The sequence below is a fragment of the Amycolatopsis marina genome (genome assembly GCF_900111885.1).
Classification (GTDB): Bacteria; Actinomycetota; Actinomycetes; order Mycobacteriales; family Pseudonocardiaceae; genus Amycolatopsis; species Amycolatopsis marina.
On the sequence record NZ_FOKG01000044.1, the window covers coordinates 1 to 17,413 of the forward strand.

A 17,413-nucleotide genomic window follows, 5' to 3' on the forward strand; every position below is an offset into this window, starting at 1 on the left:
CGGTGACCAGGACGCCGAAGGCAACTACATCGGCTCCGCGACCGTCACCGTCACCGCCACCGACGCCGACTCCGGCGTCGACACCGTCGAGTACCAGCTCGACGGAGGCGCCTACCAGGCGTACACCACACCGATCACCGTGGACACCGCCGGCGAGCACACACTGCAGTACCGAGCCACCGACAACTCCGGTAACACCTCCGAGGCGGGGTCGGTCATCTTCACCGTCACCGAACCTGCCCCGGACGACAGCACCGCGCCGGAGGTCAGCGGTGAGGTCAGCGGTGACCAGGACGCCGAAGGCAACTACGTCGGCTCCGCGACCGTCACCGTCACCGCCACCGACGCCGACTCCGGCCTCGACACCGTCCACTTCGCCATCGACGGCGGTTCCTACAACCCCTACACGGAACCGATCGTCGTGAGTGAGCCGGGCGAGCACACGGTGAGTTTCCGGGCCACCGACAACGCGGGGAACACATCCGAGATCGCCTCGGTGTCGTTCACCGTCGTCGCCGAAGACCCGGACGACACGGCACCGCCGCAGGTGAACGCCGAGGTCACCGGTGACCAGGACGCCGAAGGCAACTACGTCGGCTCCGCAACCGTCACCTTGTCCGCATCGGACACTGGTTCCGGAGTGTTCGCACTGCGGTACTCCCTCGACGGGGGTTCGTTCACGCCGTACGACGACCCGCTCGTGCTCACCGCGCCCGGCGAGCACACGGTGCTGTACCGGGCCACGGACAACGCGGGCAACGTCTCCGAAACCGGTTCGCTGACCTTCACGGTCGTGGCATCGGACTCGGACGCCTGCCCCGGATCGGATGTCCGGGAAACGGTGATCATCGGTAACAACGACAGCACCGTGGCCAATGTCGACACCGGCGATGGCTGCACCATCAACGACCTGATCGACGAGAACGGCGAGTACGCCAACCACGGCAAGTTCGTCAAGCACGTCCGGCAGGTCACCGACGCCCTCGTGGCGGACGGCATCATCTCCGACCAGGAGAAGGGGCGCATCATGAATGCCGCGGCCCGCTCGGACGTCGGAAAGTAACAGGGGAGAACGCCTTCCCCGGGTTCGTGCTGCGGCACGAACCCGGGGAATCGGTGTCTGCGGCGGTTCACAGCCGCCCACCGGCAGGGCAGACTGGTCTCACCGTCCTGACCCATCAGGTGACAAAGGAGCGTGCCCCGTGCGGAAATCGGCGAACGACGGCCTTGCGGCGGTGGACAAGCCCAGCTCGGCGCGGATCTACGACTACCTGCTCGGGGGCGAGCACAACTACGCAATCGACCGGGCGTTCGCCGACAAGCAGGTCGAGATGGCCCCGGACATGCCCAACGGAATGCGGTCCAACCGGGCTTTCATCGGCCGCGCGGTCCAGTTCGCGCTGGACCGTGGTATCACCCAGTTCGTGGATATCGGCGCCGGCCTGCCCAGCCAGGGGCAGGCACACGAGGTCGCCGACCGGGTCGCCCCGGAAGCACAGGCCAGGGTCGTGTACATCGACAACGAGGAGATCGCGCACGCGCACGCCGAGATCCTGCTGGACGGGGAGGCCGACCCGGACCGCCACAAGGCGGTTTTCGCGGACTTCTTCGACAGCGAGGAACTGTGGGAGCAGGTGCTGGACACCGGCGTGATCAACCCCGACGAGCCGATCTGCCTGCTGATCACCGGCATCCTGCACTTCATGTTCCCAGAGCAGGAGCCGGGGAAGGCACTGGCCTACTACCGGCACCAGCTGCCCGCGGGAAGCCTGCTGGTGCTCAGCCACATCTCCGACGGGCTGGACGACAAGAACACCCGCGAGGTCGTCCGCAACTACTCGAAGACCACCAGCCCGGCCTGCCTGCGCACGCCGGAGGAGATCGGCGAGTTCTTCGCCGACTGGGAACTCGTGCAGCCAGGACTGGCTTGGGCACCGGAGTGGCGCCCGGATGGCAACGAGGAGAACTGGTGGAGGGACAAGCCCGCACGAGCACGTTACCTGTGCGGTGTCGCCGTCAAGCCCTGAGAGCGCGGGTGCGTCACCGGCGGCTCGGCGGCCGCTCCCGGTCGTTGTCCACGATCTTCGTCAGGACGTGTTGCTGTCCGAGGGTCCACAAGTTGCTGGCGAGGAAGTAAAGCAGCACGCCGATCGGGATGGGGAAGAAGAGTCCGGAGACCACCATGCCGACGGGCGCGAGGTACGTCATCGCCTTCATGACGGTGGCCAGTTGCGGGTTGCTGCCGACGGAGTCCGGCCTGCGCAGGGACATCCGCATGGAGAGGAACGTGGCAAGACCCGCGATGACCATGAGGGGCAGGCCGACGGCGAGCATGTGCGGCCGGTCCGTGCCGAACGCGACGAGGTCGGCGGCGGGCTGGCTGATCCAGTTGCCGAGGCGGGCGCCGAACAGATCGGCGCTCAGGAAGGAGCGCACGCCGGCACCGTCGAAGGCGTAGTTGCCCTCGGCGGCCGGTGTGAAGCCGCGCAGCACCCAGAACAGGCTCAGGAACGCGGGGATCTGCAGCAACGCGGGCAGGCATCCGCCGAGCGGGCTGACTCCGTTGTCGGCGTGCAGCTTCTGGATTTCCTGAGCCATCCGCGCCCGGTCGTCGCGGTATCGCTCGCGGATCTTCCGCAGTTGTGGCGCGAGCGCCTGCGTGCGCCGCGCGGCGCGCAACTGGCCGCGCGCGGGCCTGAGCAGCAGGGCCCGGACGGTGAAGACGAGGAAGGCGATCGCGAGCACCCAGGCCAGCCCGCTGTCCGGGTTCAGCAGTGCGCCGAAGATTTTGTGCCAGAACCAGAGAACAGCCGAAACAGGGTAAAGAAAGATATCGAACATGACAGGTCACTCCGTCGAGGATCAAGTGAGGATTCGGACAGACGGAAGCGACTTGCCTCGCTGAGTGGAGAAACCAGCTAGGCAGCCGCGCTGCCGAATGACGGAGCTCGTGGCCGGGCGTGACCCGGGGCGTCGGGGTTGCGCAGCCGGAGGAAGTTCGCGAGCCGCGCCCGCTCACGCAGGCTGACGGTCCGCTTGTGCGCGGGGGCCGCCGCCGGTTCGAGCCGGATCTGGAGCGCGCACGCGACGAGTGCGGCCGCCAGTCCCGCGGTCAGCGCGGTGGCGAGCCCGAGCGGCCCCGCGTCCCCCGTCGGAACCGCGATGAAGAGCACGGGCAGGAACACCGCGAGCACGAAGGTGAGACGAGAACCCAACTCACCTCGCAGCACCATGACAGGCACTCTACCCGGCCAGATCCCGCCCCGCGATGCCCGAATCCGGCGGTAAGCACCCACCCACCGCCGCGGTTTCACCGGACCCGCGGATGGGTAGTGCTGCTGTCATGGCCGAGGACGGATTGACCGTCGGCGTCGAAGAGGAGTTCCTCCTCGTCGGACCGGACGGACGCCTGGTGCGATCGGGGCCGGAGGTGGTCCGCGCCACCGATGACGAACCCACCGGCGACGTTCAGGAAGAACTGGCCCGCTGTCAGGTGGAGTCCGCCACCGGCGTATGCACGGATGTGGCGGAGTTGCACGCGCAGCTCCGTCGGCTCCGCGAGGAACTCGCGGCGAAGGCCGCCGCACGCGGTCTGCGACTCCTGCCCAGCGGAACCCCGCTGCTCGAGGAGAGCAGACCCGCCGGAATCACGCCGCGGCCACGCTATCGCAAGATGGCGGACCATTTCGGTGACGTCGCCACTGCGGCGGCCACGTGCGGCTGTCACGTTCATCTCGCCATTCCCGACCGGGCGACCGGCATCGCGATCAGCAACCACATTCGGGCCTGGCTGCCGGTGCTGCTCACGCTGACCGCGAACTCCCCGTACAACTACGGTGGCGACACCGGCTACAGCAGCTGGCGGTACGTGCGCTGGGCGCTGTGGCCGTCGGCGGGGCCGCCACCGATGTTCGAGTCCGTCGATCACTATGACGACAGTGTGGGAGCCATGCTGCGCGCGGAGGCGATGCTCGACCGGGACATGGTGTACTGGGACATCCGCCTTTCCGAGAAGCAGCCGACCCTGGAGATCAGGGTCAGCGACGTGGCCGCCACCGCTGGGGAGGCCGCCCTGCTGGCACTCGTCGTGCGCGGTCTGGTCGCACTCGCGCTGCGCGACATCGAGAACCGGCGCGCGGCGCCCCTGCTGCATCTCGAAGTACTCCGGGCATTTCTCTGGCGCGCCGCCCGGGACGGCCTCGGCGGCCGGTGTCCCAATCCGCTGACCGGCGAACTGGTGTCCGGTGACGCTCTTCCCGCGCTACTCGCCGATCACCTGCGGCCGGTGCTGCACGGCGAGGACCGGAGTTTCGTGCTCACCGGACTGGACACCCTCCGGCGATCCGGCGGTGGTGCGCAGCGTCAGCGTGCGGCCTTCGCCGCACGCCACCGGCTGACCGACGTGGTCGACGAACTGACCGGAAACGCGTTGCTCCCGGAGAATCCGGAGTGGACGGCCGAGACCAGCACCGTGCCGGAAACAAATCGCTGACCGGACACCACAAACTCCGGGCCACACTTTTGGGAATATTTTTGCTTCCTGGAGCACATTGACCAACCCCTGCCCAGCTGGTTCTTTTTGTGCAAATACACGACTTTCTCTCCAGGGAGTTCCCCATGCGAAGAATGCCAGCCGTGGTCGCCTGCGTGCTCACCGCGGCCATGGTCCTGCTCGGCCTGCAGGGAGTGGCCACGGCCGCTTCCTGGCCACTGGTACAGAGCGGGCACAAAGGCACCGACGTCCGCACCGTACAACACCTGGTGACCCACCACGGCCACGCGACGGGGGTCGACGGTGACTTCGGCCCCAACACCAAGACGCAGGTGACCGCGTTCCAGCGGGCGAAGAGCCTCGACGCCGACGGTATCGTCGGCCCGGCCACCTGGCCGAAACTCGTCGTCGAGGTCGGCGAGGGCAGCACGGCCACCCATGCGGTGACCGCGGCCAAGGAGCAGCTGAACAAGCACGGCGCCAAGCTGACCGCCAACGGCACCTTCGACGCGGCGACCGCCGAGGCGGTGAAGAAGTTCCAGCAGGAGAACGGCCTGACGGTCAACGGCAAGGTCACCACCGAGACCTGGCGTGAACTGGTCGCCGGTATCGGCGACGTGGGCGGCTACTCGCTACCGGTCGGCAAGAGCGTGATGCCCCGCAGCGAGTACGACGACCCGCATCACACGTACCCGGCAATCGACCTGCCGACCAGGACCGGCACCAAGGTGTACGCGGTCAACGGTGGCACCGCCACCAAGATCGGGAACACCGGGAGCTGCGGTTACGGCGTGACGATCCGGGCCAAGGACGGCGGCACCTACACCTACTGTCACTTCAAGCAGGCCGCCGTGGCCAGCGGCGAGGTCAAGGCGGGACAACTCATCGGCTACTCGGGCAACACCGGCCGCAGCAGCGGACCGCACCTGCACCTGCAGCTCAAGCGCAGCGACGGCGCGCTGGTGTGCCCGCAGCGGCTGCTGCTGGCCGTCTACGACGGGAAGCAGGTCCCCGCGGTCGGTTCCCTGCCCACCTCGGGCTGCTTCTACTGACCGAGGCCCCCGACCCCCGGCAGGCTGTGGCTTCCCCCGCGCCGCAGCCTGCCGGGTACCACCCACCAGACGTTCAGTAGCCCCGGTCGGGCATGATGATCCACAGCGCGACGTAGAGCAGGACCTGCGGTCCAGGCAACAGGCAGGACAGCACGAACAGCAGGCGCATGTTCCTCGGCTTCCAGCCCACTCGCTCGGCCAGTCCGGCGCAGACCCCGCCGAACACTCGCTTGCCTCGCGGCCTCGTCAACGATCTCGTCGATGTCGTCATACCTCCACGATGGGGCAGCACGCGCGATCGCGCATCAGTGAAGTCCCGGATCCGGACCCCGATAAACACCCGTGCGGGGACCGCCCGCGCGGACGACGATCCGCGACTCGCCCCGCGACTCCTTCGCGACCTTGCCCACCATGGTCCGCGCGCCGCGCCGCAGGTCAACGTCCCGGATCAGGATCCACCCACCGGACTCGCTCGACATGACCGAGGTGCCACGCTCCTTGCTCCGGTCGGTCAGCGTGCCCCCGGAGTAGTCGTCGAACGTCTCGGCGTCCGTCTCCCTGAAGAGATTCCTCGTGGGGAATCACCTCCCCGAAGACCCGCAGGGGACGCTTCTGCCTGATGTCCCCCGCGGACGCCGACCAGGATGTCGTAGACAGAAGACTCGACCACCCAGCGGTTTCGTCTCACGTCCCAGTGCGCCAGGTCCGCCGCGTCGAGTGTCAGCTCCGATTCCGGCGTACGGTCCGCCGTCGGGATCGAGGCCGCCAAGGCGGAACCGGATGCGCCGACTGAGACTGGACGGTTGCCGGACCGTCCGGGCGGGCCCCGACGGGTTGTCAGCACCCTGCCGGGACCTCGTTACGATCGGCGCCGAGTGCGCAAGTGCGATCACCACAGGTGCGGCGATTGCGGGACGGAGCGGACGAGTGGCCAGACAGCGGATTCCGGTCGTGCTCGTGGCGGGTTTCCTCGGCTCAGGAAAGACCACCCTGCTGAACCATCTGCTGACCAACAGTTCCGGCACCCGGATCGGTGTGGTGGTCAACGACTTCGGCAGCATCAACATCGATGCGCTGGCCGTGGCAGGGCAGGTGGACTCGAGCATCTCCCTGCAGAACGGCTGTCTGTGCTGCACGGTCGACGCACGGGGAATGGACGCGTTGCTCGACCGGCTCACCCGTCCCGGAACCGATCTCGATGCCATCGTCGTCGAGGCGAGCGGACTGGCCGAGCCGAAGGAAATGATCCGGCTGATCCTGGCCGCCAGCAACGAGCACGTGTCCTACGGTGGGTTGGTCGACGTCGTCGACGCCGCCGAGTTCGAGAACACCAGGCTGGCTCATCCGGACATCGACCGGCACCTCGCCTACGCCGATCTGGTGGTGCTGAACAAGATCGACCGGATCGACGAGCAGAGCACCGCCACGCTGATCGAAACAGTCGGCAGGCTCTCCGGCGGCAGGCCGGTGCTGGCGACCGAACGCGGCCGGATCGATCCGGGCCTGCTGTTCGACCAGCGCCCCGCCCCCGCCGAGGATATTGCCCGGCAACTCTCCTTCGACGACCTGCGCTCCGAGCACAGCGAACACGACGACCACGACGGGCACCTGCACTCCACGTACGACAGTGTGGAGTTCCGCTGCTCACAGGCCCTGCATCCGCGTAGGCTGATGCGCTTCCTGGACAACCGGCCACCGGGACTCTTCCGGCTGAAGGGCGTGGTGTACTTCGGCGTCCCCGGCCACACCCACAAGTTCACCGTGCACACGGTGGGCGGGTTCCTTGAGGTCCGGGAGTCCCGCTGGGCCGAGGGAGAACCACGGGAGACCCAGTTGGTGCTGATCGGCACCGGTCTCGACCGGGAGGCACTGCTGACGGAGCTGAACGCCTGCGCCGAGGCGGACCCGGACTCGGTCGACCCACAGAGCATGCTGCGGATCCTGCGTCACGTCGGCCCCTGAGCGGGCCGGCTTCGCGGGATGTCCCCAATGCCACATTGAGGACATCCCACCACCCGCTCAGCGCGGCGACAGGCCGCTGGAGATCAGTTCGCTGGCGGCCATGACGTGGTGCATGAGCGTGATCAGTACCTGCTTGGTCGACTCCCGGTCGCGGGCGTCACACAGCAGCAGCGGCACGTCCATCCCCACGTCCAGTGCCGCCCGGACCTCCTCGGTGCCGTAGCGGTGCGCGCCGTCGAAACAGTTGACGCCCACCACGAACGGCAGACCACGACGTTCGAAGAAGTCCAGCGCGGCGAAACAGCTGTCCAGCCTGCGGGTGTCCGCCAGCACGACCGCGCCGAGCGCACCGCGGGCCAGTTCGTCCCACATGAACCAGAAACGGTCCTGTCCCGGAGTGCCGAACAGGTACAGGATCAGTTCGGGGTTGATCGTGATCCGGCCGAAATCGAGTGCGACCGTGGTCGTCCGCTTGCTCTCGACCCCGGAGAGGTCGTCCACCCCCGCCGATGCCTCGGTGATCAGTTCCTCGGTGCGCAGCGGCGCCACCTCGCTCACGGAACCGACCATCGTGGTCTTGCCGACGCCGAAGCCCCCCGCGACGAGGATCTTCACCGCGGATGCCGTCAGCGACCGCCGCCCGGGCACGCCGCCGCGTTCCTCACTCGCCTCACCGCTTGGCACGGGTCTCCCTAGTGATCACAGTTTCCTGATGCCTTCGAGTACCGCATGGAGCACATGCTTGTTCGGGATGTCCGCGGCCGGGGCCGCCGTGCGGAACAGGATGTGGTTGCGCTCGATGAGGTCACTCAGCAGCACCTTTACCACAGGCAGCGGCAGGTCGACGCGTGCGGCCACCTCGGCGACCGACATGGGCCGCTGACACAACCGCACGATGCGTGCGTACTCCGGCTCCATCGCCGCGGCTTCCGCCGCCGACGGCAGGGCCACCACCAGCGTGATCAGGTCGAGTCCGAGAGTGTCCGAACGGGTTCGCCCGCCCGTGACCGCGTACGGACGGACCAACGGGCCCGCCGCCTCGTCGAACCACGTCTCGTCCTCGTGCGCGTTCATGGCGAGGTGTGTTCGACCGCGGCGCCCCGGGGTGCCGCCGTCAGCACGGCCCCGACACGCTTGACCATCAGGTTCATCTCGAATGCGACCATGCCCATGTCCGCGTTCTCCGTGGCCAGCAGCGCGAGGCAGGCTCCCTGCCCGGCCGCGGTCACGAACAGGAAAGCGTGGTCCATCTCCACCATCGTCTGGCGTACGTTGCCGCCACCGAAGTGCCGGCCGGTGCCGCGGGCCAGGCTCTGGAACGCCGACGCGACAGCCGAGAGGTGCTCCGCGTCCTCCTCCGACAGATTGCCGGACCGGCCGATCAGCAGCCCGTCCGCCGAGAGCACCACTGCGCGGTCGGCACCGGCCACCCGTTTGACCAGGTCGTCCAGCAACCAGTCAAGCTCGTTGACTCCTGCGTTGACCATTACGCTCGATCTCCAGATGTGTCGTTGCTGCCCGGCTCCTGCTCACGTGCGCGCCGGGTGCCCTGCTGGAACGCCGCCAGGCGGTTCCTGGCCTGCTCCGGCGAGTCGTCCCTGGTCTGCTCGGCCTCGGTCTCCTTGCCATTGTCCATCAACTGCGGGACCAGGTTCTGCTGCCTGCGCCGCTGCGGTAGCGGCGGCCGCCCCGGCGAGACCGGCCGAGGTGGCTGGGTGGGCTGCGCGGGCCTCGCCTCGTGCCTCGGCCACCCTTCGCTGCGCGGCCTGGCGTCCGGATGCTGCGGGCGGAACAGGTCGGTGCGGGTCGGCGCGTCCGCGAACCGCCCGTTCTGTCGCGCGTCGGCCCCCGCCGGTGTCGAAACCGGGACCTGTGCGGGCTGGCCCGGCGGCGGTGCCGGTGGTGGCGCCTGCGCTGGACCACGATGGCGCGTCGGACGCACCGGCAGCGGCGGTGGCGTCGCGGGATCCTGCGGCGTTTCGCTCTCCTGCTGCGCGGGTGCCTGCGTCTGGGAGCGGGCCGGCGCGGCCTGCGGCACCTCGTCCGGCACCGGTTCCGGCCTGCCGCGGCGACGCGTGGTCTGCTGCGCGGGAACGGCGTCGGCGTCCGGCTCGTCCTCCTCCGGCTCAGGAACCTGGCTGAGCAGTTCGGAACGCACCAGCACGATCGCGCGCGTCCCACCGTAGGCCGACTCCCGCAGCGTCACGGAGATGCCGTGGCGTCCCGCGAGGCGGGCGACCACGAACAGTCCCAGCCGCGGCTCGGTGGACAACGCCATGATGCCGAAGTCGGGTGGATCGGCCAGCATCGCGTTGAACTGCTCACACTGGTCTGGCTCGATACCGAGTCCCTGGTCCTCGACCTCGATCACGACGCCGCGGCCCACGACGTTGCCCCGAATCTCGACGCGCGACTCCGGCGGGGAGAACGAGGTGGCGTTGTCGATCAGCTCGGCCAGCAGGTGCACCAGGTCACCGACGACTGGGCCGTTGACTGCGATCGCGGGCAGCTTGGCGACGCTGACCCGGGTGTAGTCCTCGGTCTCGGCGGATGCGCCGCGCACCAGTTCCGCCAGCACGACGGGGTTACGCCACTGCCTGCCCGGCTGCTGACCGCCGAGAATGATGAGGTTCTCAGCGTTGCGGCGGGCACGGGTGGAGAGGTGGTCGAGCTTGAACAGCGTGTCGAGCTGCTCGGGGTCTTCCTGCTTTCGCTCGGCCTGGTCGAGCACCTTGAGCTGGCGGTGCACGATGACCTGGTTGCGGTGCGCGATGTTGAGGAAGACCGCCCTGGTCCCCTCCCTGGTCTTGGCCTCGTCCACGGCGGCCGCGAGCGCGGTCTGCTGCGCCTTGTTGAAGGCGTCGGCGACCTGGCCGATCTCGTCCTCGCCGTGGTCGAGGAAGTAGACCTCGCTGTCGAGATCCACCGCCTCGCCGTCCCGGACCCGCCGGACGAGTTCGGGCAACTGCTGATCGGCGACGTCGAGGGTCTCCTCCCGCAGCCTGGCCAGCCTGCGCACCAGGCGGTTCGACAACCGCAGCGCCGTCAGGAACACCCCGATCGCGAGCAGCAGTGCCGCCGCACCGGCGATCAGCGAGGTGAGCAGCGTGTCCTCGCCGCGCTCGATCGCCAGGTCGGTGCCGGCCCCACTCTGCTGGAAGTAGAGACTCATCAGTGTGTCGCCGACCTCCCGGGCCGCGGCACGCCACTGGTCCTCGGGAACCGGCAGCTCTGTCTGGTTGCCCCGCAGGAAGGCGTTCTCCACGGTGACCAGCCGGTTCCAGGCTTCCCCTGTGATGAGCTGGTCGTACCGGGCCCGCACCTCGGGCAGCATTCGCGCGGCGGAGCCTTCCAGCAGGGTGTGATAGGCCCCCACCTGACCGATGTAGGTGCGGAACTCCTGCTCACTGAGCCCTTCTCCGGCCACCGCGGCGGCGGCGAGCGCGTCACCGCGCTGCATGCCGTCGGCGCTGGTGAACAGTGGTAGAGCGGTGACCTTGAGGTATGCGATCTCCGCGTCCGGCGCGGTCTGCGCGATGCCGTTGAGGCCGGAGGCGAACTCGTCGAGCATCCGGCTGTAGTAGGCGTACGCCTCGGTCAGCGGCACCTGGCCCGCGTCCACCTGCTCGCGGAACTTCGGCAGGCCGCCGATCAGCTGGGCCTGCGTGCCGATGCTCTGCCGGACGCTCTCGGGCGCGTCACCGGCGAGGTTGCCCACGCTGTCGAGCACCTGCTTGGCAGCGACGTCCATCTTTCCCCGCTGCTCGACCAGCGCGGCCCGGTCGTTGGGCCCACCGGCCACCTGCTGCAGGGTGAGCCTGCGCTCCTCCTGTAGTGCGGTGAAGTACTGCAGGGCGGGTCCGGACGCGTCCTGGATCTTGGCGGCGAAGTCCCGGGTCTGGTTCGCGTCGTACACCAGGTAACCCGCGAGCGCGACCCCGACCACGAGCAGCGCGGCACTGGGGATCAGTGCGATCGCGAGCACCCGCGAACGAATCGAGGACGTCCGCGAACGAATGAATGAGATCTGCTTCACTGCGGCCCGTTGTCCTTCCGGCAGTTCTTCGTGATTCGGTTACCTGGGCCCCAGCACCCGAGTTCTGCTAGCCGGATCAGCTCACCGTGCTCCGCTCGCCCGCGGCGACGGTAAACATGATCCCACGAACAGTCAAACATGTTGCTCCGTATGGCCCAGCAGACGGGCTGTGATTACTTAACCGGCAGAACCCAATTTTGGAAACAGCCGAACGCGATTCGTGACATGTGTCGCAAGACCATATCAGCGAGAAATGATCGTGATGCAAGCCCGTGCATCCGGTAGGGCGCCCTACCGCTTCCACGGTCAGTTGTTCGCGTAACCGACGGTTCACAGTGCGTGCAACGGAAGCAGGGCACGGGGTGACAGGGGTCACTGCCGCGAACTCGTCCAGCTCCGAGGCGGCGGCGACACCGCTTCGGTGGGGCAGGCCCCCTTCCGGAACACCTGCGGGCCCCATCGACCGCGTACCTGGGTGCGGTAGCGTTAATTCATGCAGACTCTCCGCTCGCGGATCATTGCTTGGCTGGGGCGCAAGTATTTTGCGAGGAAGCAGAAAAAGGGCTTCGACCTCTCCACGATGTCGTTCCTGCCGGACGCCGCACTGATGCCGCTCAAACGTGACGGCCTCGATCCCGTCAGTGAACTGGCGAAGACCAGGGAGACCGAGCCGATCACGAAGCTCTCACTCCCGTTCGGAATGAACGCGTGGCTCGTCACCGGCTACGACGAGGCCAAGGCCGTACTCGGCAAGGGCAACAGCTTCAGCAGCGACTTCACCAACCTCATCGGCAGCGCCGGCGTCACGGCGGAGCAGAACCCCGGAGGTCTCGGCTTCGCCGATCCGCCGGTGCACACCAGGCTGCGCAAACTACTCACGCCGGAATTCACCATGCGGCGGCTTAACCGGCTAACACCGCGAATCGACGAGATAATCGACGAGCAGCTCGACGCAATAGCAAAATCGGATGGACCCGTGGATCTGGCGGAGGCATTCGCGCTGCCAATTCCGTCGCTCACCATTTGCGAATTGCTCGGCGTTCCCTACGAGGACCGGGATGACTTCCAACGGCTGAGTACGGCACGATTCGATCTGTTCGGCGGCACCGGGGCGTCACTCGGCGCGATCACGGAATCACTCGAGTACCTGCTCGAGATCGTGAAGAAGCAGCGCGAGGAACCGGGTGACGGGCTGCTGGGCATGTTGGTCAAGGAGCACGGTGACGAGATCGACGACAGGGAGCTGGCCGGACTCGCCGACGGCGTGCTGACCGGCGGCCTGGAGACCACGGCCAGCATGCTCGCCCTTGGCGCGCTGGTTCTGCTCCGGGACCCGGACACGTTCGCCCGCATCCGCGACGACGACGAGGCGATCGATCGCTTCGTCGAGGAACTGCTGCGGTACCTGACGGTGGTCCAGGTCGCGTTCCCCCGGTTCGCGAAGGAAGACATGGAGATCGCGGGAACGCAGATCTCCAGCGGGGACATCGTGCTCGTCTCACTCAGCGGGGCGAACCGGGACGACGTTCTCGGTACTGACATGGAGAATTTCGACCCGACCAGGAAGGCCTCCTCGCACCTGGCCTTCGGCTACGGCATCCACCGTTGCATCGGGGCCGAGCTGGCCAGGATGGAACTGCGGGCCGCCTATCCCGCGCTGGTGCGGCGCTTTCCGAACCTGCGCCTGGCGGTCGCCCCTGAGGATCTGACCTTCCGCAAACTTTCGATCGTCTACGGGGTCGACTCGCTGCCGGTGCTGGTGGACTGACAGGTCACGGACTTCGCATGGTGCCGCCCACCGGCGAGTGAGGCGAGCATTACATCGGGCCTCGACGGTGGGCGGGCCACTGCCAGGTAGGCTGGTGCACAGTGGCCCGCTCAGTTCTGCCTCGGGCCGCTTCTTCATGTCGGACCACCACGCGCCGCGACCACCTGGGTCTGCGCCGGGCAGGACGACCCTTCCACGTTCGGAGATTCCTATGGCGGCTCGCCGCCCCAGCACCATGTCCTCCCCCGCCACAGGCGGGGCAGACACACCCACAGCAGCCACGGCACCCGTGGCCGGATTCGCCGAACTCGGCGTTCCCGCGAAGCTGGTCGCGGCGCTCGCCGCGCAGGGCGTGCAGGACCCCTTCCCCATCCAGGCGGCGACACTGCCGCATTCACTGGCCGGCCGCGACGTGCTCGGCCGGGGACGCACCGGCTCAGGCAAGACCTACGCGTTCGTTCTGCCACTGCTCACGCGCCTCGCCGCGAACCCCGTCCGCACCCGGCCCGGCCGCCCTCGCGCGCTGATCCTGGCCCCCACCAGAGAGCTCGCCACGCAGATCGAGGCGTCGATCGCCCCGCTGGCCAAGGCGCTGTCGCTGCGCACCCTGACCGTGTTCGGCGGGGTGCGGCCGAACCCGCAGATCACCGCCCTGCGCGCGGGCGTGGACATCCTGGTCGCCTGCCCCGGCCGTCTTGGGGACCACCTGGCCGGTGGGCACGCGCATCTGGACGCCGTCGAGATCACCGTGCTGGACGAGGCCGACCACATGGCGGACCTCGGTTTCCTCCCCGTCGTCCGCAAGCTGCTGGACCAGACGCCGCGGAACGGGCAGCGCCTGCTGTTCTCCGCGACCCTCGACAGCGGGATCGACGTGCTGGTGAAGCGCTACCTGATCGATCCGGTGACGCACAGCGTCGACTCGGCGCAGTCGCCGGTCTCGTCGATGTCCCACCACGTGCTGCACGTGCACAGCGAGGCACGAATCCCGGTCCTGCTGCAGCTGGTCGCCGCGCCGGGCCGGACGCTGGTCTTCACCCGCACCAAGCACCGCGCCAAGTCGCTGACCCGCCAGCTCATCGCCGCGGGGGTGCCCGCGGTGGAACTGCACGGAAACCTGGGCCAGAACGCCAGGGAGCGCAATCTGAAGGCATTCTCCGACGGCACCGCGAGAACCCTCGTGGCCACCGACATCGCGGCGCGGGGCATCCACGTCGACGACGTCGCGCGCGTGGTGCACGCCGATCCTCCTGTCGAGCACAAGGCTTACCTGCACCGCTCGGGCCGAACCGCTCGGGCGGGCGCCGAGGGCACGGTCATCACCCTGATGACCGACGACCAGGTCGGCGATGTCCGCGCGCTCACCCGCAAGGCGGGAATCGCACCGAAGTCCACCAAGCTCGGCCCGGACCATCCACTGCTGCACGAGCTCGCCCCTGGCGAGCGCTCCTTCGTGCGGCCACCGGCCACGCCACCCAAGACAGCCCCTCGCGGCGGCGGCAAGCCGGCGGCCAAGTCCGGTGACAAGTCAGGCGCTCCGCGAAGGGGCGGCTCCGGCAGGTCCAGGGCGGCGGCAGCACCGGCACGACGCTCCAGTGCGGCGGCGTTCTCGGCAGGCAGCGGCGGAGGGCGCAGGCGTTCGCGCTGAGCCCTACTCGTCCCAGACCACGTAGTCGGCGAGACGGTCGGCGAGATCGTGGCGCGTGCCGACGATGGGAAATACCGGGCGGTCGCCGCGGTGCCGTCGTCGGCCGGCCATGACGTCGACGACGAACTGGGCGACCTCCTTCGGCTCCGGAACGAGGTCGTCGCCGCCCAGATAGTCCACGACCAGCGCGTTCTCCGTCGGATCTGTCTCGACGGCGAGCACCCAGCCGTGCCGCTCGCTCCAGACGAGCATCAGGTCCTGGTCCGCCCGTTCGTGCCAGCGCCCGGCCAGGGCCAGATACACGGTCGCCGTGTCGCTTACTTCGAACGAAGTACCCTCCGGAGGTACGCCGACCTCCACGGCAACGGCACGGAGATACCCAGCGAGTCCCTGTCGCAGTGCTGGAGTGCTGTCCGTCGGTGAGTTCATAACGGTTCACGTTAGGGGGTAACGCACGGTTCGGGGATGCCTGAGCCGCGTGTCACCACCGCAGGGCGGAGACCAACTCCCGTTCCACCATCGGCGACAGGGTACGCATGTAGGTCTTGGTCACGTGGTTGTCGTCCATATAGACGAGCACGTTGCCCACTTCGGCCGGGCAGGCCTCCTCCGGACAGAAGAAGTCGGTGAAGTCGACGAACGACACGTTCGGCGGTATGTCAGGAATCCCCGTGTACGGAGGTTCCGGCGACACCACCTCGGACCGAGGCGTGGTGCACTCCTTGGCATCCAGCCCCTTCACCTCGACGCAGTTCGAGGGCCAGAAGTCGAAACGGGGATTGTCCCGCGCCGCGACAACCGGAATGCCGAGCGCGTCCAGCTTGCGCCACTGCTCGACGTACCCGGGTGGGGTCATCTCGGTGCGGCCGGGGCGCATCTCCCTCGTCGCGGTCGTGAACACCGCGTCCGGAGCCGTTTCGGCGATCTCGTCGACGGCGTCGGCGTTCCAGTCGAGACAGGACTGACTGCCCGGCATCGTTTCCGAGCCCGTGGAGAACGGGCAGCGGCCGAGCACCATCGAAACGACCTCCCAGTTGTTCCGCTCCGCGGCTGGCAGCAGTGCCCCGAGGAACTGCTGTGCATGGGAGTCGCCGACCACGACGAGTCGTTTCACCGGTGGCCCTTCGGTCCTGCTCCTGCACACCACCAGTTCTTCGTTGCGCTCGGCCGGGTGGCAGCGCTCCTCATCGATGCCGGCGAACTGGTCGGGCAGCGAGATGAACCGGGGCGCGACGGCCGGGGTGTCCGCGCCCTGGTATTCGAAGCCGGGCAGCAGAGAGGCCGCTCCCGGATGGTCCGGATCGTCGGGCGGGACGGTGTAGGACGCGCGCTGCGCGGCGGCGACCTGCCACGCACCGGCGGTCACCAGCACCGGAACCAGCGACACCACCGCGAACCGGTAGGCGCTGCCGCGCAGCACGAGCCGGAACCGGCCTTCGCGGACGGGGGTTTCGATGAAGTGGTAGGTCAGCACCGACAGACCCAGCGACAACCCGATCACGAACGCCCCACCCAGCAACCCGACCTCGACCCGATCCCGAATCACCAAATAAAACAACAACACCGGCCAATGCCACAAATACAACGCATAACTGTAATCACCCAACGACCGCAACAGCCGCGACCCCAACACCCGATCCGCACCCCACCCACTCCCCGTCGCCCCCGCCACCAACACCAACACCGCCGACACCGTCGGCCACAACGCCGCATACCCCGGAAACACCGTCCCCACCTGCAACACCAACCCACACAACACCAAACCCGCCACCCCGGCCCACCCCAACACCACCCGCACCCCGACCGGCAACACCACCCGATCGATCACCAACGCCACCAACCCACCCAACGCGAACTCCCACACCCGCGTCCCCGAATGGAAATACGCCAACGGCTGATTCACCACCGTCAACCACACCGACAACCCCAACGACCCGACGAACAACACCGCCAGAACCACACCCACCGACCGATGCAGCCCCCACCCAGCCCGCCGCGCCACCAACACCACCACCGCGATCAACACCGGCCACACCACATAAAACTGACCCTGAATCGACAACGACCAGAAATGCTGCACCACACTCGCCCCCGTGTGCTGCGCGAAATAATCCACCGAGTTCGCCACCAGCTGCCAGTTCTCCACATACAACGCCGACGCGAACACCTCACGAATCGTCTGAAACCACCGCGTCTCCGGCAGAAACAACCAACTCGCCACCATCACCACGAACAACACCGTCAACGCCGCCGGGAACAACCGCTTGATCATCCGCGCCCACAACGGCCCGAACTCAATCCGCCCCCGCACCGACACCCGCACCAACTGACCCGTGATCAAAAACCCCGAAATCACAAAAAACACATCCACACCACCGGAAATCCGGCCAAACCACACGTGATACACCACCACCAACAACGCAGCCAACGCCCGCAACCCCTGCAACTCAGGCCG

At 67.7% G+C, this 17,413-nt stretch carries 17 protein-coding genes and 1 pseudogene; 7 read left to right on the forward strand and 11 right to left on the reverse strand.

The window, feature by feature from the left end; all coding sequences use genetic code 11:
• Both BM199_RS32535 and BM199_RS32540 read left to right on the forward strand, forming a co-directional pair.
• Positions 1-1,063: chitobiase/beta-hexosaminidase C-terminal domain-containing protein (locus BM199_RS32535; protein WP_177242890.1), on the forward strand; the 1,063-nt coding region annotated here is incomplete at its 5' end.
• Positions 1,064-1,202: 139 nt separating this feature from the next.
• Positions 1,203-2,027 carry an SAM-dependent methyltransferase gene (locus BM199_RS32540; protein ID WP_245789012.1) on the forward strand — a complete coding sequence of 275 codons (825 nt, stop codon included), beginning with the start codon at positions 1,203-1,205 and terminating at the stop codon, positions 2,025-2,027.
• A gap of 13 nt (positions 2,028-2,040) precedes the next feature.
• On the opposite strand, the gene yidC is transcribed toward BM199_RS32540, so the two are convergent.
• Positions 2,041-2,841, reverse strand: a complete 801-nt coding sequence (gene yidC / locus BM199_RS32545) for a membrane protein insertase YidC (protein WP_091679949.1) — start codon at positions 2,839-2,841, stop codon at positions 2,041-2,043.
• Between the two features lie 77 nt (positions 2,842-2,918).
• The gene (locus BM199_RS32550) at positions 2,919-3,233 is read right to left on the reverse strand and encodes a DUF6412 domain-containing protein (protein WP_091679952.1); all 315 of its coding nucleotides are present in this window, start codon (positions 3,231-3,233) and stop codon (positions 2,919-2,921) included.
• A gap of 110 nt (positions 3,234-3,343) precedes the next feature.
• On the opposite strand from BM199_RS32550, the gene BM199_RS32555 reads away from it, so the two are divergent.
• Together BM199_RS32555 and BM199_RS32560 are read left to right on the forward strand one after the other, a co-directional pair.
• Positions 3,344-4,492 carry a carboxylate-amine ligase gene (locus tag BM199_RS32555; protein ID WP_091679955.1) on the forward strand — a complete coding sequence of 383 codons (1,149 nt, stop codon included), beginning with the start codon at positions 3,344-3,346 and terminating at the stop codon, positions 4,490-4,492.
• Positions 4,493-4,617: 125 nt separating this feature from the next.
• Positions 4,618-5,544: a peptidoglycan-binding protein gene (locus tag BM199_RS32560; protein WP_091679958.1), complete on the forward strand. Its 927-nt coding sequence runs from the start codon at positions 4,618-4,620 to the stop codon at positions 5,542-5,544.
• Positions 5,545-5,617: 73 nt separating this feature from the next.
• On the opposite strand, the gene BM199_RS32565 is transcribed toward BM199_RS32560, so the two are convergent.
• The 3 genes and pseudogenes from BM199_RS32565 to BM199_RS35305 form a co-directional block, all read right to left on the reverse strand.
• Positions 5,618-5,815, reverse strand: coding sequence for a PspC domain-containing protein (locus tag BM199_RS32565; RefSeq protein ID WP_091679960.1), 198 nt, complete (start codon positions 5,813-5,815; stop codon positions 5,618-5,620).
• Positions 5,816-5,849: 34 nt separating this feature from the next.
• Positions 5,850-6,083: pseudogene (locus BM199_RS32570) on the reverse strand (carbohydrate-binding protein); the annotation flags it as partial.
• Positions 6,056-6,388, reverse strand: coding sequence for a fibronectin type III-like domain-contianing protein (locus tag BM199_RS35305; RefSeq protein WP_143101997.1), 333 nt, complete (start codon positions 6,386-6,388; stop codon positions 6,056-6,058). The pseudogene BM199_RS32570 and the gene BM199_RS35305, both read right to left, overlap by 28 nt.
• A gap of 83 nt (positions 6,389-6,471) precedes the next feature.
• Here BM199_RS35305 and BM199_RS32575 point away from each other — a divergent pair, with 83 nt between their 5' ends.
• A complete protein-coding gene (locus BM199_RS32575; RefSeq protein WP_177242892.1) occupies positions 6,472-7,506 on the forward strand; it encodes a CobW family GTP-binding protein in 1,035 nt (344 codons plus the stop codon).
• A gap of 57 nt (positions 7,507-7,563) precedes the next feature.
• Here BM199_RS32575 and BM199_RS32580 read toward each other — a convergent pair whose 3' ends face one another.
• From BM199_RS32580 to BM199_RS32595, 4 genes are all read right to left on the reverse strand, one after another.
• Positions 7,564-8,136 (reverse strand): GTP-binding protein, encoded by a 573-nt coding sequence (locus tag BM199_RS32580; protein WP_091679984.1) that lies wholly within the window; start codon positions 8,134-8,136, stop codon positions 7,564-7,566.
• A 69-nt stretch (positions 8,137-8,205) separates the two neighbouring features.
• On the reverse strand, positions 8,206-8,580 hold the full coding sequence (locus tag BM199_RS32585) for a DUF742 domain-containing protein (RefSeq protein ID WP_091679968.1): 375 nt from the start codon (positions 8,578-8,580) through the stop codon (positions 8,206-8,208).
• On the reverse strand, positions 8,577-8,993 hold the full coding sequence (locus tag BM199_RS32590; protein WP_091679970.1) for a roadblock/LC7 domain-containing protein: 417 nt from the start codon (positions 8,991-8,993) through the stop codon (positions 8,577-8,579). Before BM199_RS32590 ends, BM199_RS32585 begins: the two co-directional genes overlap by 4 nt.
• Complete coding sequence (locus tag BM199_RS32595; RefSeq protein ID WP_245789014.1) at positions 8,993-11,542, reverse strand: sensor histidine kinase; 2,550 nt, start codon at positions 11,540-11,542, stop codon at positions 8,993-8,995. Before BM199_RS32595 ends, BM199_RS32590 begins: the two co-directional genes overlap by 1 nt.
• A gap of 493 nt (positions 11,543-12,035) precedes the next feature.
• Between BM199_RS32595 and BM199_RS32600 the strand changes: the two genes are divergently transcribed.
• Entirely contained in the window at positions 12,036-13,310 is a 1,275-nt protein-coding gene (locus BM199_RS32600; protein WP_091679972.1) for a cytochrome P450, read from the forward strand.
• Between the two features lie 211 nt (positions 13,311-13,521).
• Positions 13,522-14,958, forward strand: coding sequence for a DEAD/DEAH box helicase (locus tag BM199_RS32605; protein WP_177242893.1), 1,437 nt, complete (start codon positions 13,522-13,524; stop codon positions 14,956-14,958).
• A gap of 3 nt (positions 14,959-14,961) precedes the next feature.
• Here the strand turns inward: BM199_RS32605 and BM199_RS32610 are convergent, their stop codons facing one another.
• Both BM199_RS32610 and BM199_RS32615 read right to left on the reverse strand, forming a co-directional pair.
• Positions 14,962-15,387, reverse strand: a complete 426-nt coding sequence (locus BM199_RS32610) for a DUF6292 family protein (protein WP_091679977.1) — start codon at positions 15,385-15,387, stop codon at positions 14,962-14,964.
• Positions 15,388-15,439: 52 nt separating this feature from the next.
• On the reverse strand, positions 15,440-17,413 hold a 1,974-nt coding region (locus BM199_RS32615; RefSeq protein ID WP_091679990.1), incomplete at its 5' end, for an acyltransferase family protein.

Bases quoted from the DNA above. Each gene is read 5' to 3' on its own strand.
- yidC (WP_091679949.1), bottom strand. From the start codon at position 2,841: ATGTTCGATATCTTTCTTTACCCTGTTTCGGCTGTTCTCTGGTTCTGG.
- BM199_RS32550 (WP_091679952.1), bottom strand. From the start codon at position 3,233: ATGGTGCTGCGAGGTGAGTTGGGTTCTCGTCTCACCTTCGTGCTCGCG.
- BM199_RS32555 (WP_091679955.1), top strand. From the start codon at position 3,344: ATGGCCGAGGACGGATTGACCGTCGGCGTCGAAGAGGAGTTCCTCCTC.
- BM199_RS32560 (WP_091679958.1), top strand. From the start codon at position 4,618: ATGCGAAGAATGCCAGCCGTGGTCGCCTGCGTGCTCACCGCGGCCATG.
- BM199_RS32565 (WP_091679960.1), bottom strand. From the start codon at position 5,815: ATGACGACATCGACGAGATCGTTGACGAGGCCGCGAGGCAAGCGAGTG.
- BM199_RS32585 (WP_091679968.1), bottom strand. From the start codon at position 8,580: ATGAACGCGCACGAGGACGAGACGTGGTTCGACGAGGCGGCGGGCCCG.
- BM199_RS32590 (WP_091679970.1), bottom strand. From the start codon at position 8,993: ATGGTCAACGCAGGAGTCAACGAGCTTGACTGGTTGCTGGACGACCTG.
- BM199_RS32600 (WP_091679972.1), top strand. From the start codon at position 12,036: ATGCAGACTCTCCGCTCGCGGATCATTGCTTGGCTGGGGCGCAAGTAT.
- BM199_RS32605 (WP_177242893.1), top strand. From the start codon at position 13,522: ATGGCGGCTCGCCGCCCCAGCACCATGTCCTCCCCCGCCACAGGCGGG.
- BM199_RS32610 (WP_091679977.1), bottom strand. From the start codon at position 15,387: ATGAACTCACCGACGGACAGCACTCCAGCACTGCGACAGGGACTCGCT.